The sequence below is a fragment of the Corynebacterium sp. genome (assembly GCF_043426755.1).
In the GTDB taxonomy this organism is placed as follows: Bacteria; Actinomycetota; Actinomycetes; order Mycobacteriales; family Mycobacteriaceae; genus Corynebacterium.
The window spans coordinates 1-24,312 of sequence record NZ_JBHWRP010000041.1 but is presented as its reverse complement, the minus strand read 5'-3'; the positions used below and the strand labels follow the sequence as shown (position 1 = coordinate 24,312).

Genomic DNA, 24,312 nt, shown 5'->3' with positions numbered 1-24,312 from the left:
GATGGGGATCGCGTTGAGGTCGGCGAAAGAGGTGAAGAGCTGGCATTTGCCCTCCATCACCGGCAGGGAGGCGTGGGGGCCGATATTGCCCAATCCTAAAACGGCGGTGCCATCGGAAATCACCGCGACGGTCCGGCCGGTACCGGTGAGTTCACGGACGCGTTCCGGCTTGTTTTGAATGGCCGTACACGCGATCGCCACACCAGGGCTGTACGCGATCGACAAGTCGCGCTTGGTGACTAGCCGGCGGGATGACGTGACGGTCAGCTTGCCGCCAGCATGGGCGTCAAAGACCTCGGCAACAGTAATCGGATTATCTGGGGATGCGGGTTCAGGGGTGCTCATAAACCCTAGTGTCTCATTGTTTTGTGTTGAAATGTGAAGTTACGACACGGCTAGCCCCGGTAGTGACGTGGGTTATGCACCCTGTGGCTTAGGGGGCGTGCAAATGCTTCAGTCGACTCCGACGCGTGGCGTGGGCCGTCTAAGGCTTCCCGCTGAGCGCGACGGGCACGCAGTTTTTCGACTTCGGTGAGGTAAGCACCGTCGATGGGGAGGGAGTCCTCGGTAGATTCCAGTGTTGCTTCCGCCTCAGGCTCAGACGGTACGGGTGACTCCTGTGCTTCCTCGCTAGCTTCGTCGGGTTCTGAAGGCATGCCATGAGGGGAGACCACGCGCCGGGCGTGAGAGTGGGGAGTGGCCTCGTCGGCAGGATCGAGTGCCGCCACACGCTCCACACTAACGACGAGAGCCCCGTCCTCAGCCAGAAACAGTTGGCGCGTGCTGCGCGGCCTGTCATCGGGAACCTTCAGCGCCGGTAGCTGGTATTCGTCGACACGCGGAAAACCCGCATCCAGCACAACGGAACCATCGACGATGAATCCCCGCGCGGCAATGGGGGCACCGGGATGGCGCTGCTGGGCCGTGCGAAGATACCGCAGAAGTGAGTCATTGCGCCCCTCGCTGATGGTCCCGACCGCGCGGCCGTCGATGGTGGCCACCACGGTTCCATCCAGCTCCACCAGGGTGACAAGCCATTGGCCGGGGGAATAGAGCTCAAGGTCTAGAGCGTCGATCTCCCCGTCCGACGTGTCCACGGTGAAGGCGGAACCGGACGGCAGAATCCATGCCTCTGGTGAAACATTGTTGCGGGGAACAGCGAGATCCGGGGTGGGAAGAAGTACCGCCACCTCGATCCCGGTCGGCCCGCCGGCGCTGATGCTGGCCTTCGTCGTGGGGATGAAACCGGAGCCAATCACGCGGGAGAGCGAGGGAAACTCTTCGCGTACCTCTGCCGGGATTTCCCCGAGCACGCCAAACTCCCAGCGCACGCGCCATGCCTGGTTTAAAGGGTCAACGGTCAAGGTGACCGGTACCGTTGTCCCTTCATCGCTGGGCACCATGTGCGCAAAAATGGAGGTGGAGACAACGTCGCGCACCGGCAGACGAACAAAGTTCTCCAAGGCGGTCGGCGCAAGCCGATAATGGGGTTGCTCTAACATCAGGGCGTCATCACTGCATCCTTCCATCGTGCTTGTCGGCCTGAGTTTTAGCCCTCCACCTTACTCCCAACACAAGTTTCCTTGTAAAGGAACTGCTCCAAGAATTTTCCGGTGGCGGATTCCGCTGCCGCAACGATGTCCCGTGGGCTACCTTGCGCGAGAATCGTGCCACCAGCCGAACCAGCGCCGGGGCCAACATCAATGATGTGGTCAGCTGCGGCAATAACCTGCATGTTGTGCTCGATCACCACCACCGTCGCACCTTTATCCACCAGCTGCTGAAAAAGATCAATCAGCAGGTGCACATCAGTTGGGTGCAGCCCGGCCGTCGGCTCATCCAACACGAACAGCGTGGCTTTATCTTTCAGTTTGCTGGCAAGTTTCAACCGCTGGCGCTCACCGCCAGATAATGTGGTCAGCGGCTGGCCCAGCGTGATATAGCCTAAGCCCACGTCCGCTAAATGCTCACAAATTTTCCGCGCGGCCGTGATGTTCTGCTCCGCACACCACGCTTGTGCCTCCGTCGCCGATAGTGCTAGGACATCCGCGATGCTCAAACCACCGAGTGTGTACAGCAGCACGCCGTCGTCGAAACGCTTGCCCTCGCACACCTCACAGGGCACATCCGCCCCCTGCATCATCCCCAAGTCCACATACACCACACCCGCACCCTTGCAGTGGGCGCACGCCCCTTCCGAATTCGCGGAAAACAAGCTAGGGCTCACACCATGAGCCTTCGCGAAAGCCTTCCGGATTGAATCCAGCGCGCCTGTATAGGTGGCCGGGTTAGAGCGGCGCGAGCCCGCAATCGCGCTCTGATCCACACGCACCACGGCCTTGCCCTCCCACTCATTGGGGAGGTAGGTGCTTAACGACGATTTCCCTGACCCCGCCACGCCGGTGATAGCCACCAACACCCCGGTGGGAATGTCCACGTCGACATGGCGCAGATTATTAGCATCCGCACCCCTGACTTCTAGGACACCGGTGGGGTTTCGCACGTCCTCGTCGTGGCGCACGGTGACACTGGAGCCAAGGCTGCGCCCTGTGGCTGTCTCTGAAACCATAAGCTCGTCGACGCTGCGTTCAAAACAGATGGAGCCGCCCTGCGTCCCGGCGCCCGGCCCAAGCTCTACGACGTGGTCGGCAATGCGGATCACCTGGGGATTATGCTCCACCACCAACACCGTGTTTCCCTTGTCGCGCAAGCGCAGCATTAATGCATTCATGTTGTCAACGTCGGCAGGATGCAGTCCCGAGGTCGGCTCGTCGAAGACATAAGTGACATCGGTTAGAGCAGACCCGACGTGCTGAATCATCTTCACGCGCTGGGCCTCACCACCACTTAAAGTCGACGCAGCGCGTTCCAGGGTGAGATAGCCCAGGCCAATCGCCACAAAATTATCCAACGCCTCTTGAATTGCGTTGACCAGCGGAGCTACCTGCTCATGACCGACATTATTGCGGAACCACCGCGCCAGATCCTTGACCTCCAAGGCGCACAGCTGCGCAATATTCTGCCCCGCGATCGTGGCCTCCAGCGCGTGGGCGGCCAAGCGTGTGCCACCACAATCAGGGCAGGCGACGAACGTGGCAGCCGCGTCCACGAAGGGGCGGATGTGCTTTTGCAAGCTCTCGCGATCCTTCGACAACATGGACTTTGTGATCTTCGGGATCAACCCCTCATAAGTGGCATTGATTCCGGAGAACTTCATCTTGGTCGGCTCCATGTGCAACAGAGCGCCACGCTGCTCGGCGGTAAACTGTCCGACGGGAATATCGGTGGGAAATAGCCCTGACTCCGCGTATTGGCGCCACGACCAGGACCCCACCTTGTAGCCCGGCACCAAGATCGCACCCTCGTCTAGGCTCAGGTGATCGTCGACAAGCGCTGCCTCATTGACCTGGCTGACCCGACCCGTGCCCTCGCATGCTGGGCACATCCCGCCGGTCCGCGTGAAATTCTTGACTACCTTCTTTCTCCCGCGCGCGTCCGTCATCGCGCCGCCGCCGGATACGCTGGGAACGTTGAAGGAAAACGCGCCGGGCCCTCCCACATGAGGTGTGGCGATCCGGGAGTAAAGCACGCGCAGCAACGGGGTGATATCCGTGGCCGTTCCTACCGTGGAGCGCACGTTGGCACTAAGTTGTTCTTGGTCGACAATGACCGCGGCGGTAATACCCTTCAAACTGTCCACATCGGGCCGTGCTAAAGAGGGCATAAAACCCTGCACGAACGACGAATACGTCTCATTGATAAGCCGGCGGGACTCCGCGGCGATGGTGGAAAACACCAGAGACGATTTGCCAGATCCGGAAACCCCGGTGACCACGGTCAAGGCCCGCTTAGGGATCTGTACGGAGACGTTCTTTAAGTTATTTTCGTTCGCACCACGTACGGTGATCCAATCGGTGTGCACGTCGGCGGGTATCTCAGCAGTCATGAACTTAGAGTACGGAAGGAATGTGCCGGTGCCTGCGTTAGAGACAGTGTGGACACAAACAATTTTTCATTTACAGAATTAGTCACCCTCGATGGCGTCAGCGACGCCGAGGTGTGTGGGCCAGACGGGTGTACGCCGGTATCGGAAAAGCAGGCAAAGGAAGACGGCGACGAAGAAGAGAATATTATGTAACCCATGTACACCGCTTCGCAGCTCGCGCTCGCCTTCGGCCTCACGCTGTTAGCGGGTTTGGCGACCGGTATTGGTGGCGCGATCGGGGTGGCGCGCAAAGCCCCAGGGGAGCGGTTCATGGCCGCTGCCCTGGGCTTTTCTGCGGGTGTGATGATCTACGTTTCCTTGGTAGAGATCTTGCCCAAGGGCACCGAAGCGCTGACCGAAGAATTGGGGGAGCGCGGCGGGGCCTGGGCCGGAATCGCCGCCTTTTTTGCAGGCATCGCGGTGATCGCCATCATCGATAGGCTCGTGCCCGAGGAGATTAACCCCCACGAGCCTGAAACGCTCCAAGAAGATGCCAAGCTGGCCCAGCGCAGGTCGCGAATGATGAAAGCAGGGACGCTGACCGCAGTTGCGTTGGCGCTACACAACTTCCCGGAAGGCTTTGCCACGTTCATCGCGGCTCTGGAAGACCCGGAGTTGGCCTTGCCGATTGTGGTGGCCATCGCGATTCATAACATTCCGGAGGGTGTCGCTGTATCTGTCCCGCTGCGCGAAGCAACCGGATCACGGTTTAAAGCATGGGGCTGGGCGACACTTTCTGGCTTGGCGGAGCCTGTCGGCGCGTTGGTGGGGTTCTTGCTGCTCATGCCCTTTATGGGTCCGACGACGATGGGCATTGCCTTTGGCGCAGTCGCCGGCATCATGATGTTTATTTCGCTGGATGAGCTGCTACCAACGGCAATCAGCACCGGCAAGCACCACGCGGCCACCTACGGTTTGATCGCAGGCATGGCAGTCATGGCTCTCTCGCTGGTGCTGATGATGTAGCTAGAAGCTGGCTAGCGCTGGCTAGTCCTCGTCGGCAGTGCTCAAGGCCGTGGAACCAGTCGACTGGTTTCCGGCTGCGCGTGCCTCCTCGGCCTGGCGACGCAGTTCATCGCGTGCCTGGGCTGGGGTGAGGTCATCGTCGTTACGCGTGGACTGCGTGGAGATCAAGGCCTTGGCCAAAGCGATGATGCCCACGATCACAAGGCCCCAGATCAAGCCGACGACGAAGGAACCGGCGGTGTTGACCAGCCAACCGAGGAAGCCGCCGCCAACAGCGGTTTCCCAACCGTGGATGGTCTCGTACGGCCAGTGCATGCCGAACTCGTCGGCGCCGACGACCATGATGTGGCCGCCCACCCACAGCATGGCGATCGTGCCGACCACGCCGATGATGTTCAAGACAATGGGCATCGCCTTGACTAGGCCGCGGCCGAAAGCGGCGCCTGAATCGCGCTTGATCATGCCCAGTCCGATGTCATCAATTTTCACCAGGAGGGCTACCGCACCGTAGACGGCGATGGTGATGCCGATGGCCACAACGATCAGGACGATCGCGCGCATCAGCAGCGTCTCATCGGCGATCTCGTTGAGCGAAATCACCATGATCTCCGCGGACAAAATGAGGTCAGTCGTGATCGCCGACTTCACCAGCGAGTCTTCATCGGCGGCGTTTTTATTGGCCGCCTTTTCCTCAGCTTCGTCCGAATCGTGGGTGAACTTGTGCACGATTTTGTGTGCACCCTCGTAACACAGGTAGGTACCACCGACCATGAGGATCGGCGTGAGGGCCCAGGGCGCGATTTCGGAGAGCAGCAGCGCGATCGGAAGAACGATCACGAGCTTGTTGAAGAAGGAGCCTTTGGTGATCCGCCAAATCATCGGCAATTCGCGGGCGGGGGAGACACCATCGACGTACTGCGGGGTCACGGCGGCATCGTCGATGACCACGCCGGCGGCCTTCATCGATGTTTTGCCGGCGAGGGCAGCAACATCGTCGACGGACGACGCAGCAGTTCGGGCAATTAGCGCAACGTCGTCGAGGAGCGCTAGCAGGCCACCAGCCATATACATCAACCTTTCACTAGAAAATCACTATCAAATCAAATTTGGCGCATTTAAGCAGTTTCGGGATAAGTGTACTCCTAGCCGTTAAAATCACCGGGTATGCGAATAGTGTTCATTGGTGCAGGCGCCGTTGGCTCCTGGTTTGCAGGCAGTCTCGTGCGCTCAGGCGCAGATGTCACGGTGGTTGCTCGTGGCGCCACGCTCGAGGCGCTGCGGACTCGGGGCATCGTGCTTAACGACGAGGACCCCATTCCAGTCGATGTCGTCGAGCATGTTTCTGAAGTGCCCGATGCAGACATCGTGGTGCTGGCGATGAAGGCCACGGGCGAAGAGCTTGACCAGGTATTGGAGGGCGTGAGCGATCACGCGCTTGTAGCCGTGCCCCAAAACTCAGTGGAGGTGCCGCACCGGGTGGCGGAGGTCGTCGGCGCGCACCGCACCGTTCCCGGCGTGGTGCGTGGCTATTACCATCACACGGGGCCCGCGCAGGCCGAGTTTCATGGCGGCCCGTGTTCCTACACCTTTGGCACGTGGGACGGGCGTGACGACGAGCGCGTGAGAGCTTTCGCTGCTGCTCTGAACGCTGCTGGAGTGGATGCCATTGTGCGCGACGATATTTTTGTGGACGTCTGGGAGAAGGCCATGTTTGTCACCTGCGCCGGCGTACTGGGCACGGTGGTGGATGCCCCACTGGGTGTGCTGCGTACCCCGCCGTGGCGGGCAACTTTGGAGGCCTTGATGCGTGAAGTTGCCACCGCTGGGCGTGCGATGGGGGTGCCTTTAAGTTCTGACGTTGTGGACCGCACGATGGAATTCGCTGACCGGATGCCGGCGGAATCAACCACCTCCATGCAGCGCGATATCGCAGGTGGCAGCGCTGGTGAGCTTGATTCGCAGGTCGGGGCGATTGTCCGCGAGGCGGCTCGCGGCGGGGTCTCGGCCCCTGTGCATGAGTTCGCGCTCAACCTTATTTACGCGAAGTTAGGGTAGGGTTAGCTAACATGACTGAACTTTTAACATCTACAGCACGTGTACAGACCGACCGTCCCGCGCGTTATGGCAAGCAGCTAGCCTCGCATTTTTCCAGGAAGCTGAATACTCACTGGGATGCCGATGCCTCGCGCGGTTCGCTGGAGTTCCCTGGCGAAGGCGTCGAAGGGAAGCCGACACAGGTAGACCTTATCGCTAGCGATGACGTCTTGATGATGACCATCACCGCCGACGAAGAAACCGTCGAGCGCCTCGAGCGCGTGGTTGCCGTCCACCTCATCCGCTTTGGCCTGAAGGACAACCTTGAGGTGACTTGGACCCGCAAGGGCGGTGAAGAGCATCGCTACACTGCCGCAGATCTCGAGCAGTAGCTTCGGAGGCAGTTGGCAAAGCAGATACAGATTTGCTTAACTAAAGAGCGTACCCACGGGTGCCCCACGTTCATGGGGCTGAGATGGCCAGTAGATGCTGGCGGACCGTTGAACCTGATCCGGTTAGTACCGGCGCGAGGAAGGAATGGTGATGACTACACCTGTATCGCAACCCCGCAGCCTGAAATGGCGCGTCATCGATATTGTCACTGCCGCTGTGTTGGCCGTGGCTTGTGGTTTGATCTTCTGGTTGTGGAATCTGGTCGGCTATGCGGGCTTTACCGCACTTGATACTTTCACCCCTGGCTTTGGCGGCCTCGTCGCTGGCACGTGGTTTTTGGGTGGTGTGCTGGGCGGATTGGTGATCCGCAAGCCGGGCGCCGCGTTGTTCGTCGAGCTGGTCGCGGCTATCGTCTCTGCTGTGCTGGGCAGCCAGTGGGGTGTCGAGACCTTGTACTCCGGCATCGCTCAGGGCTTAGGCGCAGAGCTGGTGTTCGCCGCGTTTGCTTATCGACAATTCACCTTGCCCGTCGCAGTACTGGCCGGCATCGGCAGCGCTGTTGGCGCATTCCTCTTGGAACTATTTACCAGCGCGAACCTTGCAAAGACTCTTGAGTTCAACCTGATCTATCTCAGCTGTCTCGCCGTCTCGGGTGCGGTGTTAGCCGGCGTGCTGGGACACATCCTGGTCAAGGCTCTGGCCCAGACTGGGGCACTGGATCGTTTCGCAGCGGGTCGCACGCGATGACCTCCACTGACACGCCGGCCATCAAGGCCGGCGATCTTGCATACCATCATGCGGTGCGGCCCACTCCCGCATTTCAGGGCGTGGATTGGGTCGTCCAGCGCGGTGAAGCAGTCCTGCTCACCGGCGATTCCGGCGCGGGCAAGTCAACCCTGTTGCACGTGATTGCGGGCCTGCTCGTCGACGATGAGGAGGGCACCCGCACGGGGCACCTCGATGTCCGCGGGACCGTGGGCATGGTGCTGCAAGATCCTGATTCCCAGGTGATTTCCTCCCGCGTGGGCGATGATGTCGCGTTTGGCTGCGAAAACCTAGGCGTACCACGCGAAGAAATTTGGCAGCGGGTGCAAGCCGCGCTTGACCTAGTCGGACTGCACGTACCCCTGGACCACCCGACGATCAAACTGTCCGGCGGGCAGAAGCAGCGCCTCGCGTTGGCCGGTGTGCTGGCGATGGGGGCGGACATTCTGGTTCTTGATGAACCGACCGCCAACCTTGACCCAGAGGGCACTCGTGCCATCGTTGAAGCCACCGCGCACGTGCTTGAACGCACGGGTGCCACGTTGATCGTCGTTGAGCACAACCCAGGCCCATGGCTGGGACTGATCGACTCGATCTACCGCCTTGACCGCAGCGGTTTGGAACTGATCGAGGAATCTGACCTCCCCGGTCCGCCCGATCTGCCCCCGGCCCGCGATGCGCAGGGCGCTTCGTGGGCGGTGCGTGCCGACGAACTGGTGACCACCTGGGGCGCGCCGCGCACGTTGGAGCTGCCGGAAGGTTTCTCCACTGTCATGACCGGTGCCAATGGGACCGGCAAGACCACCCTTGCCACTACGTTGGCAGGTCTGGCCCCAGCCGTCGGCGGCGACCTCGACTACGCAGAATCTATCCGCCAGGGGCTGACCACCCCTGCCACGCAGTGGAAATCCTCGCAGTTGGCGCAGCGCATCGGCTATGTGTTTCAGGACCCAGAGCACCAATTCGTGGCCCGCACCGTCTATGACGAGCTTGCAGTCTCGGGGGCAGATCCCTCGCGTATCGACGAGCTCCTGCAGCGGTTGCGTCTGGATCACGTGGTGGAGGCCAACCCGTTTACATTATCGGGCGGGGAGAAGCGCCGTCTGTCCGTGGCCACTGCCTTGGTCAATGCGCCTGCGTTTGTGGTGTTAGATGAGCCCACGTTTGGACAAGATTCTCGTACTTTTGTTGAGCTGGTCCGTCTGATTCGCGCGCTGACCGAGGCCGGCACCACAGTCTTATCGATCACCCACGATGAGCATTTCACCCGCAGCTTGGGCGACCACAGGGTGGTGCTGACATGAACCTGATCGCAGGCATCAATCCTGTTGCGCGGCTGATCGGCATGCTGGTGCTCACCACTCCATTGCTGCTCACCTTGGACTGGGTATCAGCGGTGGTCGCATTAGCCATCATCGTCCTCGGCGCACCTTTTGTGGGTGTTAGCTATGGCCGGCTGCTCCGGCGTGCGTGGCCTATCTTGGTGGCCGCCCCCTTGGCGGCGATTCCCATGGCGCTTTATGGCCGGCCCGGCGGGGAGACTCACGCGGAATTCTGGTTGATCCACATCACCGATAACTCTTTACAGCTGGCCGCGGCCATGTTTCTCCGCGTGCTCGCCGTCGGCTTGCCGGTTATCGTGCTGTCCGCCGACGTGGATTCAACTGACCTCGGCGACGGGCTGGCCCAAAACCTGAAGCTTCCGCCGCGTTTCGTCATCGGTACTGTGGCTGCCTTGCGCATGCTGGGTTTGCTCCGCGATGATATTGAAGCGATGCGTCGCTCACGTCGTGCCCGCGGCTTAGCCGATACGGGAAGGTTCAAATACTGGTGGACGATCGTCTTCGGTTTGCTGGTAATGTCGCTGCGGCGCGCATCGAAGCTGGCCACCGCAATGGAGGCTCGTGGTTTTGGCCGTGTGGACACCCCGCGGAGCTTCGCACGCCCAGCACGGTTCGGTGGTCGCGAGTGGGCATTTATTTTAGTGTGCGCACTCATCGGCATAGGCAGCGTAGTGGTGGCTATACTGACTGGTCACTTCATGTTTTTAGGAGCGCTATGAGTACACGGGTGACAATCTTGGTCGACGGGCCGTCTGGGGCTGGGAAAACCACGTTCGCGACACAGCTAGCGCGTGATACCGGGATCCAGATCGTCCACCTCGATGATTTTTACCCGGGCTGGTCCGGGCTGGACGAAGGGGTGCGGATGGTCGTCGAGGACGTGCTCCATCCCACACGACCTGGCTATACGCGGTGGGACTGGGAAAATGATCGCTCGGCTGAATGGGTGGATATTGACCCCGATGCTGACCTCATCGTCGAAGGCGTAGGTGCGCTGACGCAGGCATCCTACGAGGCTGCTTCGGCTTTAGGCGATGTGATTGCGATTCGGATTACGGCGCCATACGCAGAGCGCAAACACCGGGCCTTGGAGCGTGACCCCGGTTACGCAGAGTACTGGGATATGTGGGCAGAGCAAGAACGTGCGCTGCGGATGCGCGAGTTCCCCGTCACAGCCGATCTTGTGTTGCGGGGCAGTGCATAGGCGACTCTAGCTCGCCGCAGGAGGAGTACACCAGAAACCTCATCAACTCGGTTCCTGGGCTCAATATTGAGCTTGGCGTGGGCACGGAGCTCGGTTTGACTAAAGAATCTCGTTGATCAGGTCCATTGGGCGAGGAATGCGCACGCCCTTGTCCGTGACGACGATGGGCCGCTGAATTAACCGGGGGTGGGTGACCATGGCCTCGAGCAGCTCGTCGTCAGGCGTGTCTTCGCTCAGGCCGAGGTCCTTGTACTGCTGCTCGCGGGTGCGGATCGCCTCATGGACGCTCAAGCCTGCGGCATCGATGAGTTCAGCGAGTGTGTCTTTGGATGGGGGAGTATCGAGGTACTTGATTACTTCTGGTTCTTCCCCGTGTTCACGCATGATGGCCAAGGCATTGCGGGACGTGGAACACTGCGGATTATGGTAAATCGTGCTCATGGGCACCGATTCTAACCGACAGATCTAGCTAACAGGGGTAAGTGCAACCTCGTCAGCCCAGGTCAGATCATATCCGAGGGTACGCAGCCAGTCCATGGGATTGTCGTTATGACGAGTGATGCCTTCCACTGCTGCCAGAGTGTTTTCGATGGCGCGCTCGGCCTCGGCCGCGGTGATCAGCCCAGCGGAGGTAGCGGCGGCTAGTTCGTCGATATCAAGTACATCGATCGGCTCGCCGGTGACAGAGACTAAGTCGACATAGAGATCGCGGGTGGACCAGACATCGCCGTCCGCATTGATGTCTGCAATGTCAAAGTAGAAGTCCTGGGGCTCGTCGATTCCTTCGCGGAAGTGGAAAATGTTGGCGCGCAGGCCCAGCGCGGGCAGCAGCCAGCTTTCTAGATATCCGAAACGTGGGTGGTTAGCGCCCCGAGCCATGTAGAGGCCAAATTCGGTGGTGTGAAAAGTGTCGACGTCGCGGAGGAAACCTTTGGGGTCCGTGTTGGTCTTTGAGGAGACATCAAAAGTCTCCTGCTTGACCGGGTGGAGATCAACGCCCATGGTGTTCCTCACGATCTTTCTAAGCTTGGAAAACTGCCGCCGTTGGCGCGAATGAACAGGTATTGGTTTCAGTTTTGGCCGCACCGTGCACGACAGCGATCACTGTGCCATGGCCGGTAGGGGCCACTCCCGACAACGTGGTCGGTCCTGTCTTGTTTATCCCGTTATCGCCCAAAGGCGTTACACCTGCCTGCAAGGTAGTGGTGTTGAACCAGTACACATTCATCAAACCCTGCTCGGGTGCAGCAGCAGGAGTGCCCAATGCGGTGAAAATGAAGGTGGTCTCGCCGGGGCCAGGCTGCGGTTCCACGTCCGGGGTGGGGCCTGGCACAGCGATGGCACTGGCGGTGGAGTGCTGATCAGGGCCCATACAGTTCGACGACACAGTGGGCCAGTAGAACTGGGTAAACGGCGGGGCGTCTTCAGGCAGGGGAGGCCCACCGGCCTCACCGCCACCGGCGAAGAAGGCTGCTCCGGCTCGAAGTGCATTTTCGACGTCGTTGGGGACCCATGGCTGGCTGGCAAATTCATTAATGCGGGCCACGGTGTAGTCCGTAGGGCGCCCCAGCTCGTCGACATAGGTGGAGGCAATTTCGCTGCTCTTTTGGTTCCAATGATTCCAGGCGGAGCTTAATTCGGAGTTGGCAGTGGCAGCGGGTGCAGCTAGAGCGCCGACGGCCATGACGGCCGCGGTGGCGGACGCGACGGCGGCGCGAAGCTGAGATGTGGTCATTCGCACGAAACAATATTCCTAACCATTGAGAGTGTGTACGGTGTGCTTTCCTGCAGCCCTATAAAAGGTATTGGTCGGTGATCGCTCGACGTTACACCTAGACCCGCGGACAGTCCACGTACCCAATTTTGTTGTTCATTGCGCAAAGTCACAATCGTAACTAAAGAAACAATAGTAACAACAGTAACACTATCCACATCTGTGGGCGTGTCAAGTGCTTTTGCCTTACTACCTGACCCGAAACTTGGGCGAGGAAGTGCGTCAATGGATAGAACAGAGTAGGGTTTAAACGTTCATACGATGTTTTGAAATAGAGGAGCACCCTTCGTGTCCTACCCAGAGTTCCGTAACGTAGCCATTATCGCCCACGTTGACCACGGCAAGACCACCCTCGTCAACGCCCTGCTTGAGCAATCCGGCGTCTTCGGCGATCACGGCGAAGTGGCGGACCGCGTCATGGACTCCGGTGACCTGGAGCGCGAAAAGGGAATTACCATTCTGGCGAAGAACACCGCTATTCGCCGCCTAGGCAAGGGCAAGGATGGTCGCGACCTGATCATTAACGTTATCGACACCCCTGGTCACGCAGACTTCGGCGGCGAGGTCGAACGCGGCCTCTCCATGGTCGACGGCGTCGTCCTGCTCGTTGATGCTTCCGAGGGACCACTGCCACAGACCCGCTTCGTCCTGGGCAAGGCCCTGGAATCGAAGAAGCCAGTGATCATTTGCGTGAACAAGACGGACCGTCCTGACGCGCGTATCGACGAAGTGGTCGAGGAAGCTCAGGACCTCTTGCTGGAGCTCGGTGCCGGGCTGGAAGATCCAGAGGCAGCCGAGGCCGCAGAAAACCTGCTGGACCTTCCTGTGCTTTACACCTCGGGGCGTGCGGGCCGCGCCTCCTTGGAGAACCCGGGCAACGGCGAGCTGCCGGATAATGAGGACCTGCAGCCTTTGTTCGACGTGATCTACAACGAGATCCCAGAGCCGGCAGCGGACACTGACGCGCCATTCCAAGCTCAGGTGACCAACCTGGACTCCAGCTCCTTCTTGGGCCGTATTGCTCTGATCCGCGTGCACCGCGGAAGCGTGAAGAAGGGCGATCAAGTCGCCTGGATCCACTACGACGCGGACGGGGAACAACACGTGAAGAACGTGCGCGTGGCAGAGCTGCTGCGCACCGTCGGTTTCGAGCGCGTGCCGGCTGAAGGCGACGTCATCGCTGGCGATATCGCAGCTATTTCCGGCGTGGATGAGATCATGATCGGCGACACCCTCACGGATCCGGAGCATGTCGAGCCACTGCCACGCATCAAGGTGGATGAGCCCGCCCTGTCCATGACGATCGGCGTGAACACCTCGCCGATGGCTGGCCGCAATGGCGGCGATAAGCTGACCGCCCGCATGATCAAGGCGCGTCTGGATCAGGAACTGATCGGTAACGTGTCGCTGCGCGTGCTACCGACGGAGCGCCCAGATTCCTGGGAGGTCCAGGGCCGTGGTGAAATGGCCTTGACCGTGCTGATTGAGACCATGCGCCGCGAAGGCTTCGAACTGACAGTGGGTAAGCCGCAGGTTGTCACCCGTGAAATCGACGGCAAGGTACACGAGCCCTACGAGCACATCGTGATCGATACCCCGAGCGAGTACCAGGGCAATATCACTCAGTTGATGGCGGGCCGCAAGGGCCAGATGACCTCGATGGGGAACGCGGCCGGGGACTGGGTGCGCATGGAGTTCGACGTGCCCGCCCGCGGTTTGATTGGTTTCCGCACGACGTTCATGACCGAGACCCACGGCGCAGGTATTGCCAACTCCTACTCGATCGAACCTCGCCCGTGGGCTGGCGAGATCAAGGGCCGCCCAACCGGCTCCCTGGTTGCCGACCGCACCGGGCAGGCCACCGCGTACGCCATCACGAACCTGGCTGATCGTGGCGAGTTCTTGGTGGAGCCAGGCGCTGAAGTCTACGAGGGCATGGTCGTGGGTATCAATAACCGCGACGAAGACATGGATGTCAACGTGACCAAGGAAAAGAAGCTGACCAACATGCGTGCAGCCTCTGCCGATACCACTGTCACCTTGGCGAAGGCGCGTAACCTCTCGCTGGACGAAGCGATTGAATTCTGTGATGAGGACGAGTGCGTCGAGGTCGCCCCAGAGGCGATGCGCGTGCGCAAGATCATCCTTGACTCCACCGAGCGTGGACGCGCCCGCTCGCGTGCGAAGCAGATGAACAAGTAAAGAATCGTTAGGCTGGGCCCTATGACAACGCGGAACCTGAAGGCACTGAAGCGTCCTTTGGGCTCCGCGTTGATGTTTGCCACTAATGGCATTTCCATCGGCTCGCTGTTGCCGTGGTACCCCACCATTAAGCAAGAGTGGGAGCTTTCCGACGCAGTCTTCGGCCTGATGGTCACAGCTGTTGCCATTGGCTCTCTGTTGGCCACAGTACTTCCGGCCATCGCTGAGCGTACTTTCGGCGCTCGGCCCGTGATGGTGGTGGGTACAATTGCCACGGCTATTGTGCTGGCCGCTCTGGGGTGGATGCCAGGGCCTGTAGCTTTGGCCGCCGCCTTGCTCCTCTTCGGGATTCTCGATGCGATCATCGATGTCTCCCAAAATATCGCCGCCGTGCGCATCCAGGATGACCTAGGAAAATCATTCATGAGTTCGCTGCACGCCTGCTGGTCGCTTGGCGCGGTTCTCGGCGGTCTTGGAGCGACCACAGCGGCGGTGGCCGGCTGGACTATGCGAGAGCACCTGGCGCTGATCGCCGTCATCCAGGTTCTGCTGGTTCTGGTCGCCGCGTGGATGATGGGCTCAGTCAATCAAGAAACAGGCGCTGATCAGGACCAGCAGGAAGGAACCGCGCAGGAATCGTCGACAAGCGCAAAAATCACCGGAAGGGCCATCCTCATCGCCCTGCCCGCTGCGATCGTGGCGCTGGGCGGCTCAGTGGTGGAGGATATCGGCAATAACTGGGCCCCGCTGTCCGCCAATGTGCTGGCTGGCGTGAGCTTGCAGGCCGCAGGTATTGCGTACACGGTCCTTTTCGCGGCACAGACTTTCGGCCGGTTCGTCGGCGACGTGCTGATCAACCGCTTCGGACGCGTTCAGGTGGCACGCTGGGGCGGGGTGAGCATCCTAGTTGGAGGCATCTTCGTCGTTCTAGCTAGCGATCCGTGGCTGCTGTATCTCGGCTACGCACTTGCCGGCTGGGGTGCAGCGACGTTAATCCCTAGCGCTTATGCGGTATCGGTAGAGCTGCCGGGTGTGGCCCAATCCACGGGCATGACGATTGTCAGCTGGCTCTTGCGCGCAGGCGCGCTACTGGCAAGCCCTATTCTCGGCGTGATCTCCGAGGCAAGCACGCTTCGGGTCGCGCTGCTTGTCCTGCCCCTGATCGGGCTAGCAGTTGTGCTGTCTTCACAGGGATTGGGCAGCCGAGAATCGCAAACTGCGGGCCGCCGCGTGGTACAAAAAGAAGAATGAGTACTCGCGTCCACCGTGCTGCGGCCAGCCTGGTGACCACTGGCGTGCTACTGGCGTCATGTGCGGCAAACCCGGGTCCGCCGCCAGTCGTCGAACCTGAGCCGGCACCGACTACCACTACCTCCACCGCAGAGCCGGCAGAGCCTGCGAAGACCCGCTCCGAAATTTCAGTCGGGGTGGAGCCTTTGCGCAACGGCTTAAACCCGCACTTGCTTTCCGACGAATCCTCCGTGGTCTTGTCCATCGCCAACTTGGTATTGCCCAGTGCGTTTATCGGGGATCAGATCAACCACGAGGTGCTGGATTCCGCCGAGGTACTACCGGAGTCCCCGGCGGCGATGACGGTGCGCTACCAAATCGCTGACGCCGCTCAGTGGTCCGACGGCACCCCATTGACCGGCGCTGATTTCAACTATCTGTGGCGACAAATGTCCACCACACCAGGTGTCTTGAACCCAGCCGGTTATCGTGCCATTTCCAACGTGCGCGTCAGCGGTGCGGGCGGCAAAACCGTTCACGTCGACTTCGAGGAACCCGTGGCCGCGTGGAACGAGCTCTTCCGCCACATCTTGCCGTCCCATCTGCTGACTTTGGACGCCAATGGCTTCCACGTGGGACTGCGCGATGATATTCCCGCGTCTGCCGGCCGCTACATGGTCGAAGATGTGGACCGCGGCAGGGGAGTGATCACCCTGCACCGCAACGATCGCTTCTGGGGCTCGGACCCCGCACAGATCGACACGTTGACGTTGGCTGCAGTCCGGTCAACCACGCACAGCGCCGACCAGCTGCGCGCCGGGCAGATCCAGTTCGTCGACAGCGTGCCTTCTGAGATCTCGCCGGATACCTACAGCCTGATCCCGGATATACAGGAGCGCATGATCGACACTCCGCGCACCCTTGGTGTGAGCTTATCAACGACCTCCCCGATCCTTGCCGACCATGCTGTGCGTACCGAACTGCGCTCCCTGATTGATGTGCCCCTTCTCGCACGCATCGCCGGCGGCAGGTCATCGTACATAAATATTGCCGAACACTTTCCCGTCTCCCAGGAAGAACCACTGCTAGTGCAACAGGCAGTTGAAGAGCATCGGCCCCTCCGATTGGCGGCCGATCCTGCGGACCTCGTGGCTTCAGCCGCGGTGCGCTCACTCGTCGACATGCTGAACCAACGCGGTGTCGACGCCGAAGTGGTGGCCACCGACCTGCGGGATGCCACCACAAACCGCCTACCCAGTGGGGACATTGATGGGCTAGTCACCAGGGACTATAACGCCGGTACCGCAGCCGATGCCTCCAGCGAACTGCTCTGCCCCAGCGGGGAGTTCCGCGCCGAAAATCTCTCTGGCTACTGCACGGAGGAAACGGATCAGTTCTCCCGCGACGTCTTAGCCGGGGTGATCCCACTGGTAGACGCACAGAATTATGTGGCGGCGGTGCATCGTCGTGAAGCAACCTGGGTGCCACTGCTCCACGAGAAGCGACTGCTCGCCCTAGGACCTGGCGTGATCGGACCGAGCCCGGACTTGGATGAATGGGAAGCGGGCTTGTCCACAGCGGCCATCTGGCGCCTACCCGATCCCGATACAGTAGAGAGCATGACGACGGTGGCGACACCCACCGAACAACCCGAGGAAGAGGCGATTCAATAATGACCGGAGATACAGCACCGACACGTGACCTCGTTGGCTACCGCGTGGTCGCCGTGCACGCGCACCCTGACGACGAATCCATCGCCACAGGCGCAGCACTGGCAGACCTGGCGCGCCGGGGTGCCGATGTTCTAGTGGTCACCTGCACCTTGGGGGAGGAAGGCGAGGTGATCGGCGACACCTATCAGCACTTGGTCAATGATGAGGCCGACCAGCTTGGCGGCTACCGGATCCATGAGCTTTCCCACGCACTGGAAATTCTTGGCGTGCGCGGCGAGTTTCTTGGCGGGGCGGGGGTGCATCGGGACTCTGGCATGGCTGGTTCGCCGGCGCACAAGAACCCGCGCGCGTTTGTGAACTCGGGCCAAGCGGCGGTCGACGAACTGGTCGCCATCTTCCAGCGGGAGCGCCCGCACCTAGTGATCACCTACGGTCCGGATGGTGGATACGGGCACCCGGACCATATTCGGGCCCACGAGATCACGCACGCCGCCGCTGAGGTGGTGGACATTCCGCGGATTGTGTGGGCGGTGCAGCTGCGCGAAGAGCTCGACCGGGATGCGGCGACCACGATTCCGGAGGGCTGGCGGGCGCCGGAACCAGGCGAGCTCGCGGCCGTTGATGCCACCGATACCTGGGTGGAGATGGACGATGTCACCTATCACCAGAAGGTGGAGGCGATGCGCGCCCACGCAACGCAGGTGTGGATCGCCGACGGCGCAGTTTCGACGACCAACCCGCACGCGGCCTGGGGCAGTGGCCCTCGTACCGTGTTCGCGTTGTCCAACCTGATTGCCCAACCGATCTTGCTGCGCGAGCACTACCAGCTGGGTGCGGGCCTACCGCTGGCTCATGGTGCGGGCCTGCTGGACGGAATCGAGAGGTAAAAGGTGGGGCGCTCGTCGTCACGCACCGTGATCCGCACAGACTTCTCGCGTGGTGAGCAAGTCACGGCCTACGGGTGGCTGTGTCTGGGGGCGGCGATGTCCGCGCTGCTGTCGCTGGTGTACCTGGATGCGCATATCGGTTCTGTGGCTGTTCCGTACCCGATTGCGTTGGCGTTTTTATTCAATCTGGTACTCACGCGCACCGCTTTGTTGTGGACAGACCGCGTCTGGCTCGCGCTGCTCCCCGTTGCCTGCTGGGTGCTGGTACTTCTGGGTTTGGGCCTGGGTGTGGAAATGTTTAGCTCGGTGCTCACCGCAAATAAAATTCGCGCATTAACACTGGTTGTATCGGGTTTAATTGGTGGGCTGGTTCCGGCCATGCGGTCATGATGACATACTCTAAAGCGAGTGCGAGTACACTATTTTCATCAATCAAGATCAGGAGTTTGAGAAGAACCGATGACATACGTTATTGCTCAGCCGTGCGTCGACGTGCTCGACCGTTCGTGCGTAGAAGAATGCCCAGTGGACTGCATCTACGAAGGCAAGCGCATGCTCTACATCCACCCCGATGAGTGTGTGGACTGTGGTGCCTGTGAACCGGCCTGCCCCGTCGAGGCCATCTTCTATGAAGATGACACCCCAGACGAGTGGGCTGAGTACTACGACGCCAACGTGGGCTTCTTTGATGACCTGGGCTCTCCAGGTGGTGCCGCCAAGCTGGGCGCGCTGGACTTCGACCACCCATTCGTCGCAGCCCTGCCTCCACAGAACCAGGACTAGATGCCGGTGACTGATCGCACTCCTTTAAGCTCCGTACTGCCCGACTTCCCCTGGGACACCCTTACCCAGGTCAAAGACACCGCGGCCAACCACCCGGACGGCATCGTGGACCTGTCGGTGGGAACTCCCGTCGATGCCGTGGACCCGGGTATCCAGTTGGCGCTGTCGGAAGCAGCGGCGCAGCCGGGTTACCCTCCCACGGAGGGCACCGCGGAGCTGCGGGAAGCGATCGTGGGCGCGCTGCAGCGCCGCTACCGGATGGCCGGGCTGAGCACCGCGAGTGTGCTGCCGGTCGTCGGCACGAAGGAAGCGATCGCGTTGTTGCCCACCTTGCTGGGCATCTGCGGCCAGAAGGTCATCATTCCTACCGTGGCCTATCCCACCTATGAGGTGGCGGCCTTGCTTGCGGGATGCACCCCGGTGCGTTCCGACGAGCCGGTCGACGGCGCCGCGCTGGCGTTCATCAATTCACCGTCGAACCCCACGGGCGCGGTAGCCTCTGCCGAACAGCTTGGAGTCTGGCGCGACTTCGCCCGCGACACCGGGTGCATCGTCGCCTCCGACGAGTGCTACTTGGGCCTGGGATGGGACGACGACGCACAGCCGATCTCACTCTTGGACGAGGGCGTAGCCGGCGGCAACAATAAGAATCTGATCGCGGTGCATTCGCTGTCCAAGACCTCGAACCTGGCCAGCTACCGCGCAGGCTACCTTGCCGGCGATGACGCGTTGATCGCGGAGCTGACTGAGGCGCGCAAGCACACCGGCCTGATGGTGCCGGGCCCGATTCAGCACGCGATGGTGGCCGCGCTCAACGGTGACCTGCACGAGGAACTCCAGAAGTCCACGTACGCGCTGCGCCGGGCCAAGCTGCTCAAGGCGGTGACAGCGGCCGGACTGACCGTGGAGCACTCCGAGGCAGGCTTGTACCTGTGGGCCACCCGCGGGGAGAACGGCCGCGACACTGTGGCCTGGTTGGCTGAGCACGGAATCCTTGTTGCCCCCGGTGACTTCTATGGTCCGGCTGGCACCGACTTCGTCCGCATCGCGCTGACCGCCACCGACGAGCGGATCGACGAGGCCTGCCGCCGCCTGCGCAACCTTGCAGAATAATCCCACCGGCAGGCCCCCGGCCCGCGACGGAATCGTAGCCACCAGGGTGGTACTCCGTGAGGTGGTCCCGCCCGGCGAATTCTTCGCCGCCCGCAGTGGTGACAGCCCCTTCGCACCGGGCGAACTCCTCATCCCCGGCACCGCACTACCCACACCCGTGCCGGCCTTCCGCTTTCCGGATGTCAGCGGCGAGCCGGAGATCCCCTTCCACGCGCGCGTGCTTATCGACGATGACACCCTCATCGCAGTAGACAAACCACACTTTCTGCCCGCCACACCCAACGGGCGCATTGTGCGCGAAACAGTACAGACCCGCCTGCGGCGCCACTACGGGGAGGACGTGACGGTGTTCCACCGGCTCGACCGATTGACCGCCGGGGTGCTCCTCGCTGTAAAGAAACCGGAAGACCGCGCCGCCTACCAGCAATTATTTGCACGTCGGCAGGTGCACAAAAGGTACGTCGCGCGGGTGCACGGCCGGCTCCAGATAGATAACTGGGAAGACATCTCCCTGCCACTGAGTTCGGTAAGCCGCCGGGTGGTCGTCGATAAGCATGGTCGGCCCACCCATACGCGGGTGCGCACGCTGCAGGTGGAGTCGGGGACCAGTGTGCTGGAGCTGGAACCGACAACTGGGTTTACTCACCAACTGCGGGCGGTGTGCGATTATGTAGGCCATCCGATCGTGGGCGACGACACTTACCCTGAACGCGTGCCGCGGGGCCTCTACGAATTTTCCAGGCCCCTGCATTTGGTGGCGCAGTCCGTGCGGTTTCAGGATCCTGTGGGCGAAAAGGTGCGAACAATAACGTCTTTCAGGACCCTTCCAGATAGACTGGGTTAACACTGAGTAAAGTTTTCGTAGCCATAGTTTCGTGTTCGCGCAAGGAGGAGCCACATGGATCAATCTGTCTCCCCAGCTGTGGATGCGGCACCTCCCGCGAAAAACCAAACGGGAAGCACGAAGCGCTTTTCGACGGTGCGCATGCTCAACGGTGTGCGCCAGTTCATCATGTTTGGTCTGGTGGGCGGCTCGGGAACGCTGGTCAACCTGGCGGTGACGTACCTGTCAAAGAAGAGTGCTGAGCTGGGCTGGGGGATCCACGAAAACGATATTTTCTTTAATCTGTTCGGCACCGAATTTAATGTGCGCTGGTACCACATTTTCGCCACCCTCGCCTTTTTGGTGGCCAATACGTGGAACTATCAGCTCAACCGCTCCTGGACCTTTAAGGGCGTGCCGAAGCGTTCGTGGCTCCGCGGCTTCTTCCCGTTCTTAGCAACAGGCATGGTGGCCTACGTGGTGTCGCTGGGCGTGCTGACGCTCCTGATGAACCCGACTAGCCCCATTGGGCTGCCCGACTCCGTCTTTGATAATTCCACCGGTTTCCGAACGAAGTTTTATTGGGCCCAGGCGATCTCGATTGTCGTGGCAATGCCCGTCAACTTCGTCATCAATAAACTGTGGACCTTTGCTAAGCCCAAGGTCAAAGTCGTGGCCGAGCAACCGCCTCAAGGGCAGACCAACTCCGCCCAGTAACCTGCAACTAGTGCTTGCGTGCACACTAAAGTGTGCATCCTTGCGCTGCGCGGTCTGATTTCGTGGGTGATACTAGGGCGGTACCAACGCCATTCGGGGGAGGCCGCGGTTGCCGGGCCTGAACTGAGTCATTCTTCCCCCGGAAACAACCAGGGGGATTTTCATGCTCGCCGTCGATACCGAACAACTTCGCCAGCACGCCGAAGCCGCCGCCGGCTGCGTCGATGAACTTGACACTCTGCACAAACACACTCAAGGCGCGGGCCCAGGTCCTACCTTCACCACGCTGCCAGGGCTTCGCGAACTCGGCACCTACCACCGCAATTGCCTCTCCGGGCCTGAGGGCTCCGGCCTCCAGGTGATCGCCTACCTGGCCAGGCACGTGGGCTTCGTCGTCGACGCGTTGCGCGCCGATGCTTTGGCTATCGATAGGGGAGACGGTGACAACGCTGCCGCCCTTGCCGGGGTGCTTATCGACGAATCCTGTGTCATTCTTCCCGAGCTGCCAGGGACGGGGTTTGCGCCCCTGCCACAGCCGGGTGCTGCCGGAGCTGATCCTGTTGCCTTGCCCGATCTGGCCACCTTCGTAGAGGCGGTAGAGACCACGAACCTCGACGAGGTCCATCGCAGCGGCTGGCTCTGGGGCGAGCTTTCCCGTGTTGCCACTGAGGTGGACACAACTCTGTCAGTGATTTCGCGGGATCTCGCTGCCACCACAGAAGGTGAGGGGTTCGTTGCGGCCTGCGCCACTCTGGAGACCTTGGCATCGATCGCTAAGGTGGTGGCTCTGGCTGCCCAGATCATGCAGCTATGCGTGCAGTTCATCGCGGTGATCGTCGATATCTTGCGTGCAGTACTAGGGCTACTCTCGCCAGGTTTGGCCGGTCTTGAAACATCGGCGCGGGTACTTGTAGAGCGCAGTTTCCTCGATGCACTTCCAGGCCAACTTGGAGTACTGCTGCGTCACGCGCTTCCGCCTTTGTTGTCATTAATCAGCGGTCACGTGAAAGGTGGCGTGGATCTGCTGAGCTGGCTCACTCAGCGCCATGCTTCAAGGGCGCCACAACTGCAGTGGCCAGCGGACGTGGAGCGGGCAATGTGCTGCTGCTCTAGGTGCACTTGCCACCTGGAAAACTCTGACAAGGAGACGCTCCAGGCGACCGACACGAACACAGGTGCAGCCACCCTCGGCTCTTCGGCTGGTGTAGGTGCTGGCGCTGTCGCAGCAGCGGGGGTCGGGGCGCCGGCAGCGGTGCCGCCAGGTGTGCTTGGCGGAGGGGTGGCGATGGCCCAAGCACAGCCAGCGAACGTTCCAGCCGGTATTGGTGTCGGCAGCCCCTCTACCCGTGGTGTTGCTAGCGCGCCGATGATGGGGCCCTTGGCAGCCGGCCGCGGGGCGGTACCCACCCGCACAAAGCGGCCAACAACTGATCACGGGGCCACGCTGCGCTGCTAGTCGCGGTTTACTTGGAAGCGGATCCTCGTTCAGGCCCGCCTGCATTCAACCAATTCATAAACCGATATAGTCCTCGGCACATACTGCGTGATACCACTTAGTTTTCAATAAGTGACCCGCACTATGTGGCGAGGACTATATCGGTTTGCAAGAGGGGTGGGCCGACTCGAGCACTATGTGGCGAGGACTATATCGGTTTGCAAAGTCGGTGGGGAGCCCCGCACCGAGCCGACCAGGACCAAGTGACCTAGTGAGCGCGGGTGCCTTCGACCACGCCGGTGACCGAATTGCGGCGGTACATGATGCCCGGCTGACCGGATAGTTCAGCGGCTCGCTTTCGAGTGCCGTCATTAACACCAAGCTGCTCTGCCACGCCGCCGAAGACGGTGACCTTTGTTCCCGCGGTGAGGTAGAGGCCGGCTTCGACTACGCATCCAGCTCCAAGTGAAATGCCGATACCGGAGTTAGCGCCAAGCAGGCAGTGCTGACCCACCGTGATGGTTTCCTTGCCACCGCTGGACAGGGTGCCCATGATGGATGCGCCGCCGCCGATCTCGGTGTCGCTGTCCACCGTCACGCCTGCCGAAATTCGGCCTTCGACCATGCACGGTCCCAGGGTGCCCGCGTTGAAATTGACGAAACCTTCATGCATCACGGTGGTGCCTTCGGCAAGGTGGGCGCCAAGGCGGACGCGGTCAGCATCGCCAATCTGCACACCCGTGGGGACTACGTAGTCCACCATGCGAGGAAACTTATCGACGGAGAACACAACCACAGGGCCCTTACCAGCGAGGCGTCCGCGCACCATCTGAAAGTCTGCGACGGCACACGGGCCATAGTTCGTCCACACCACATTCGCCAGCAGATTGTAGAGGCCCGCAATGTTGGCCTCATGCGGACGGATCAAGCGGTGGGACAGCAGGTGTAGACGCAGGTAAGCGTCGTAGGTATCTACCGGTGGGTG

At 60.8% G+C, this 24,312-nt stretch carries 25 protein-coding genes, 1 pseudogene and 1 riboswitch; of the genes and pseudogenes, 18 read left to right on the top strand and 8 right to left on the bottom strand.

Going from position 1 to position 24,312, the window contains the following annotated elements; translation table 11 throughout:
- The 3 genes and pseudogenes from ACHFGA_RS04325 to ACHFGA_RS04315 form a co-directional block, all read right to left on the bottom strand.
- Window positions 1-345: pseudogene (locus ACHFGA_RS04325) on the bottom strand (NAD-dependent malic enzyme); the annotation flags it as partial.
- Window positions 346-395: 50 nt separating this feature from the next.
- The gene (locus ACHFGA_RS04320) at window positions 396-1,502 is read right to left on the bottom strand and encodes a hypothetical protein (RefSeq protein WP_394281198.1); all 1,107 of its coding nucleotides are present in this window, start codon (window positions 1,500-1,502) and stop codon (window positions 396-398) included.
- A 47-nt stretch (window positions 1,503-1,549) separates the two neighbouring features.
- Window positions 1,550-3,946, bottom strand: a complete 2,397-nt coding sequence (locus ACHFGA_RS04315; RefSeq protein WP_394281197.1) for an ATP-binding cassette domain-containing protein — start codon at window positions 3,944-3,946, stop codon at window positions 1,550-1,552.
- A 48-nt stretch (window positions 3,947-3,994) separates the two neighbouring features.
- Here ACHFGA_RS04315 and ACHFGA_RS04310 point away from each other — a divergent pair, with 48 nt between their 5' ends.
- Both ACHFGA_RS04310 and zupT read left to right on the top strand, forming a co-directional pair.
- Window positions 3,995-4,138 (top strand): hypothetical protein, encoded by a 144-nt coding sequence (locus ACHFGA_RS04310; protein ID WP_394281196.1) that lies wholly within the window; start codon window positions 3,995-3,997, stop codon window positions 4,136-4,138.
- A 3-nt stretch (window positions 4,139-4,141) separates the two neighbouring features.
- Window positions 4,142-4,951, top strand: coding sequence for a zinc transporter ZupT (gene zupT, locus ACHFGA_RS04305; RefSeq protein WP_394281195.1), 810 nt, complete (start codon window positions 4,142-4,144; stop codon window positions 4,949-4,951).
- A 21-nt stretch (window positions 4,952-4,972) separates the two neighbouring features.
- Here zupT and ACHFGA_RS04300 read toward each other — a convergent pair whose 3' ends face one another.
- Window positions 4,973-6,016, bottom strand: a complete 1,044-nt coding sequence (locus ACHFGA_RS04300) for a DUF808 domain-containing protein (protein ID WP_394281194.1) — start codon at window positions 6,014-6,016, stop codon at window positions 4,973-4,975.
- A gap of 99 nt (window positions 6,017-6,115) precedes the next feature.
- Here ACHFGA_RS04300 and ACHFGA_RS04295 point away from each other — a divergent pair, with 99 nt between their 5' ends.
- The 6 genes from ACHFGA_RS04295 to ACHFGA_RS04270 all read left to right on the top strand — a co-directional run bounded on the left by ACHFGA_RS04295 (window position 6,116) and on the right by ACHFGA_RS04270 (window position 10,690).
- Window positions 6,116-7,006, top strand: a complete 891-nt coding sequence (locus tag ACHFGA_RS04295) for a 2-dehydropantoate 2-reductase (RefSeq protein ID WP_394281193.1) — start codon at window positions 6,116-6,118, stop codon at window positions 7,004-7,006.
- Between the two features lie 11 nt (window positions 7,007-7,017).
- Window positions 7,018-7,377: a DUF2218 domain-containing protein gene (locus ACHFGA_RS04290; RefSeq protein WP_394281192.1), complete on the top strand. Its 360-nt coding sequence runs from the start codon at window positions 7,018-7,020 to the stop codon at window positions 7,375-7,377.
- A gap of 45 nt (window positions 7,378-7,422) precedes the next feature.
- Window positions 7,423-7,540, top strand: a riboswitch (TPP riboswitch).
- Window positions 7,529-8,125: an ECF transporter S component gene (locus tag ACHFGA_RS04285; RefSeq protein ID WP_394281191.1), complete on the top strand. Its 597-nt coding sequence runs from the start codon at window positions 7,529-7,531 to the stop codon at window positions 8,123-8,125. It overlaps the preceding riboswitch by 12 nt.
- A complete protein-coding gene (locus tag ACHFGA_RS04280) occupies window positions 8,122-9,447 on the top strand; it encodes an ABC transporter ATP-binding protein (RefSeq protein WP_394281190.1) in 1,326 nt (441 codons plus the stop codon). Before ACHFGA_RS04285 ends, ACHFGA_RS04280 begins: the two co-directional genes overlap by 4 nt.
- On the top strand, window positions 9,444-10,205 hold the full coding sequence (locus tag ACHFGA_RS04275) for an energy-coupling factor transporter transmembrane component T family protein (RefSeq protein WP_394281189.1): 762 nt from the start codon (window positions 9,444-9,446) through the stop codon (window positions 10,203-10,205). Before ACHFGA_RS04280 ends, ACHFGA_RS04275 begins: the two co-directional genes overlap by 4 nt.
- Window positions 10,202-10,690: a hypothetical protein gene (locus tag ACHFGA_RS04270; protein ID WP_394281188.1), complete on the top strand. Its 489-nt coding sequence runs from the start codon at window positions 10,202-10,204 to the stop codon at window positions 10,688-10,690. Before ACHFGA_RS04275 ends, ACHFGA_RS04270 begins: the two co-directional genes overlap by 4 nt.
- A gap of 99 nt (window positions 10,691-10,789) precedes the next feature.
- Here ACHFGA_RS04270 and arsC read toward each other — a convergent pair whose 3' ends face one another.
- The 3 genes from arsC to ACHFGA_RS04255 are packed head-to-tail and all read right to left on the bottom strand — an operon-like array spanning window position 10,790 to window position 12,425.
- A complete protein-coding gene (arsC, locus tag ACHFGA_RS04265) occupies window positions 10,790-11,131 on the bottom strand; it encodes an arsenate reductase (glutaredoxin) (RefSeq protein ID WP_394281187.1) in 342 nt (113 codons plus the stop codon).
- Window positions 11,132-11,155: 24 nt separating this feature from the next.
- Window positions 11,156-11,692: a DUF402 domain-containing protein gene (locus ACHFGA_RS04260; protein ID WP_394281186.1), complete on the bottom strand. Its 537-nt coding sequence runs from the start codon at window positions 11,690-11,692 to the stop codon at window positions 11,156-11,158.
- Window positions 11,693-11,711: 19 nt separating this feature from the next.
- A complete protein-coding gene (locus tag ACHFGA_RS04255; protein ID WP_394281185.1) occupies window positions 11,712-12,425 on the bottom strand; it encodes a hypothetical protein in 714 nt (237 codons plus the stop codon).
- Window positions 12,426-12,752: 327 nt separating this feature from the next.
- Here ACHFGA_RS04255 and typA point away from each other — a divergent pair, with 327 nt between their 5' ends.
- The 10 genes from typA (at window position 12,753) to ACHFGA_RS04205 (ending at window position 23,348) form a co-directional block, all read left to right on the top strand.
- On the top strand, window positions 12,753-14,666 hold the full coding sequence (gene typA / locus ACHFGA_RS04250; protein WP_394281184.1) for a translational GTPase TypA: 1,914 nt from the start codon (window positions 12,753-12,755) through the stop codon (window positions 14,664-14,666).
- A gap of 21 nt (window positions 14,667-14,687) precedes the next feature.
- On the top strand, window positions 14,688-15,917 hold the full coding sequence (locus tag ACHFGA_RS04245) for an MFS transporter (protein WP_394281183.1): 1,230 nt from the start codon (window positions 14,688-14,690) through the stop codon (window positions 15,915-15,917).
- Window positions 15,914-17,569: an ABC transporter family substrate-binding protein gene (locus tag ACHFGA_RS04240; RefSeq protein ID WP_394281182.1), complete on the top strand. Its 1,656-nt coding sequence runs from the start codon at window positions 15,914-15,916 to the stop codon at window positions 17,567-17,569. The genes ACHFGA_RS04245 and ACHFGA_RS04240 overlap by 4 nt, the downstream gene beginning before the upstream one ends.
- Window positions 17,569-18,456, top strand: coding sequence for an N-acetyl-1-D-myo-inositol-2-amino-2-deoxy-alpha-D-glucopyranoside deacetylase (gene mshB / locus ACHFGA_RS04235; protein WP_394281181.1), 888 nt, complete (start codon window positions 17,569-17,571; stop codon window positions 18,454-18,456). Before ACHFGA_RS04240 ends, mshB begins: the two co-directional genes overlap by 1 nt.
- Window positions 18,457-18,483: 27 nt before the next feature.
- On the top strand, window positions 18,484-18,846 hold the full coding sequence (locus ACHFGA_RS04230) for a hypothetical protein (protein WP_394281180.1): 363 nt from the start codon (window positions 18,484-18,486) through the stop codon (window positions 18,844-18,846).
- A 69-nt stretch (window positions 18,847-18,915) separates the two neighbouring features.
- Window positions 18,916-19,239: a ferredoxin gene (fdxA, locus tag ACHFGA_RS04225; RefSeq protein WP_394281179.1), complete on the top strand. Its 324-nt coding sequence runs from the start codon at window positions 18,916-18,918 to the stop codon at window positions 19,237-19,239.
- The gene (gene dapC, locus ACHFGA_RS04220) at window positions 19,240-20,352 is read left to right on the top strand and encodes a succinyldiaminopimelate transaminase (RefSeq protein WP_394281178.1); all 1,113 of its coding nucleotides are present in this window, start codon (window positions 19,240-19,242) and stop codon (window positions 20,350-20,352) included.
- 46 nt (window positions 20,353-20,398) lie between these two features.
- Window positions 20,399-21,196 (top strand): pseudouridine synthase, encoded by a 798-nt coding sequence (locus ACHFGA_RS04215; protein WP_394281177.1) that lies wholly within the window; start codon window positions 20,399-20,401, stop codon window positions 21,194-21,196.
- A gap of 141 nt (window positions 21,197-21,337) precedes the next feature.
- Window positions 21,338-21,892: a GtrA family protein gene (locus ACHFGA_RS04210; RefSeq protein ID WP_394281199.1), complete on the top strand. Its 555-nt coding sequence runs from the start codon at window positions 21,338-21,340 to the stop codon at window positions 21,890-21,892.
- A 163-nt stretch (window positions 21,893-22,055) separates the two neighbouring features.
- Entirely contained in the window at window positions 22,056-23,348 is a 1,293-nt protein-coding gene (locus ACHFGA_RS04205; RefSeq protein ID WP_394281176.1) for a hypothetical protein, read from the top strand.
- Between the two features lie 247 nt (window positions 23,349-23,595).
- Here the strand turns inward: ACHFGA_RS04205 and ACHFGA_RS04200 are convergent.
- Window positions 23,596-24,312: DapH/DapD/GlmU-related protein (locus ACHFGA_RS04200; protein WP_394281175.1), on the bottom strand; the 717-nt coding region annotated here is incomplete at its 5' end.

Coding starts and splice junctions, on each gene's coding strand:
- mshB (WP_394281181.1), top strand. CDS start 17,569: ATGACCGGAGATACAGCACCGACACGTGACCTCGTTGGCTACCGCGTG.
- dapC (WP_394281178.1), top strand. CDS start 19,240: ATGCCGGTGACTGATCGCACTCCTTTAAGCTCCGTACTGCCCGACTTC.
- ACHFGA_RS04315 (WP_394281197.1), bottom strand. CDS start 3,946: ATGACTGCTGAGATACCCGCCGACGTGCACACCGATTGGATCACCGTA.
- ACHFGA_RS04300 (WP_394281194.1), bottom strand. CDS start 6,016: ATGGCTGGTGGCCTGCTAGCGCTCCTCGACGACGTTGCGCTAATTGCC.
- ACHFGA_RS04280 (WP_394281190.1), top strand. CDS start 8,122: ATGACCTCCACTGACACGCCGGCCATCAAGGCCGGCGATCTTGCATAC.
- ACHFGA_RS04270 (WP_394281188.1), top strand. CDS start 10,202: ATGAGTACACGGGTGACAATCTTGGTCGACGGGCCGTCTGGGGCTGGG.
- ACHFGA_RS04240 (WP_394281182.1), top strand. CDS start 15,914: ATGAGTACTCGCGTCCACCGTGCTGCGGCCAGCCTGGTGACCACTGGC.
- ACHFGA_RS04205 (WP_394281176.1), top strand. CDS start 22,056: ATGCTCGCCGTCGATACCGAACAACTTCGCCAGCACGCCGAAGCCGCC.
- ACHFGA_RS04290 (WP_394281192.1), top strand. CDS start 7,018: ATGACTGAACTTTTAACATCTACAGCACGTGTACAGACCGACCGTCCC.
- ACHFGA_RS04320 (WP_394281198.1), bottom strand. CDS start 1,502: ATGTTAGAGCAACCCCATTATCGGCTTGCGCCGACCGCCTTGGAGAAC.
- fdxA (WP_394281179.1), top strand. CDS start 18,916: ATGACATACGTTATTGCTCAGCCGTGCGTCGACGTGCTCGACCGTTCG.
- ACHFGA_RS04295 (WP_394281193.1), top strand. CDS start 6,116: ATGCGAATAGTGTTCATTGGTGCAGGCGCCGTTGGCTCCTGGTTTGCA.
- ACHFGA_RS04245 (WP_394281183.1), top strand. CDS start 14,688: ATGACAACGCGGAACCTGAAGGCACTGAAGCGTCCTTTGGGCTCCGCG.
- zupT (WP_394281195.1), top strand. CDS start 4,142: ATGTACACCGCTTCGCAGCTCGCGCTCGCCTTCGGCCTCACGCTGTTA.
- ACHFGA_RS04255 (WP_394281185.1), bottom strand. CDS start 12,425: ATGACCACATCTCAGCTTCGCGCCGCCGTCGCGTCCGCCACCGCGGCC.
- ACHFGA_RS04285 (WP_394281191.1), top strand. CDS start 7,529: ATGACTACACCTGTATCGCAACCCCGCAGCCTGAAATGGCGCGTCATC.
- ACHFGA_RS04210 (WP_394281199.1), top strand. CDS start 21,338: ATGCTCAACGGTGTGCGCCAGTTCATCATGTTTGGTCTGGTGGGCGGC.
- ACHFGA_RS04260 (WP_394281186.1), bottom strand. CDS start 11,692: ATGGGCGTTGATCTCCACCCGGTCAAGCAGGAGACTTTTGATGTCTCC.
- arsC (WP_394281187.1), bottom strand. CDS start 11,131: ATGAGCACGATTTACCATAATCCGCAGTGTTCCACGTCCCGCAATGCC.
- ACHFGA_RS04275 (WP_394281189.1), top strand. CDS start 9,444: ATGAACCTGATCGCAGGCATCAATCCTGTTGCGCGGCTGATCGGCATG.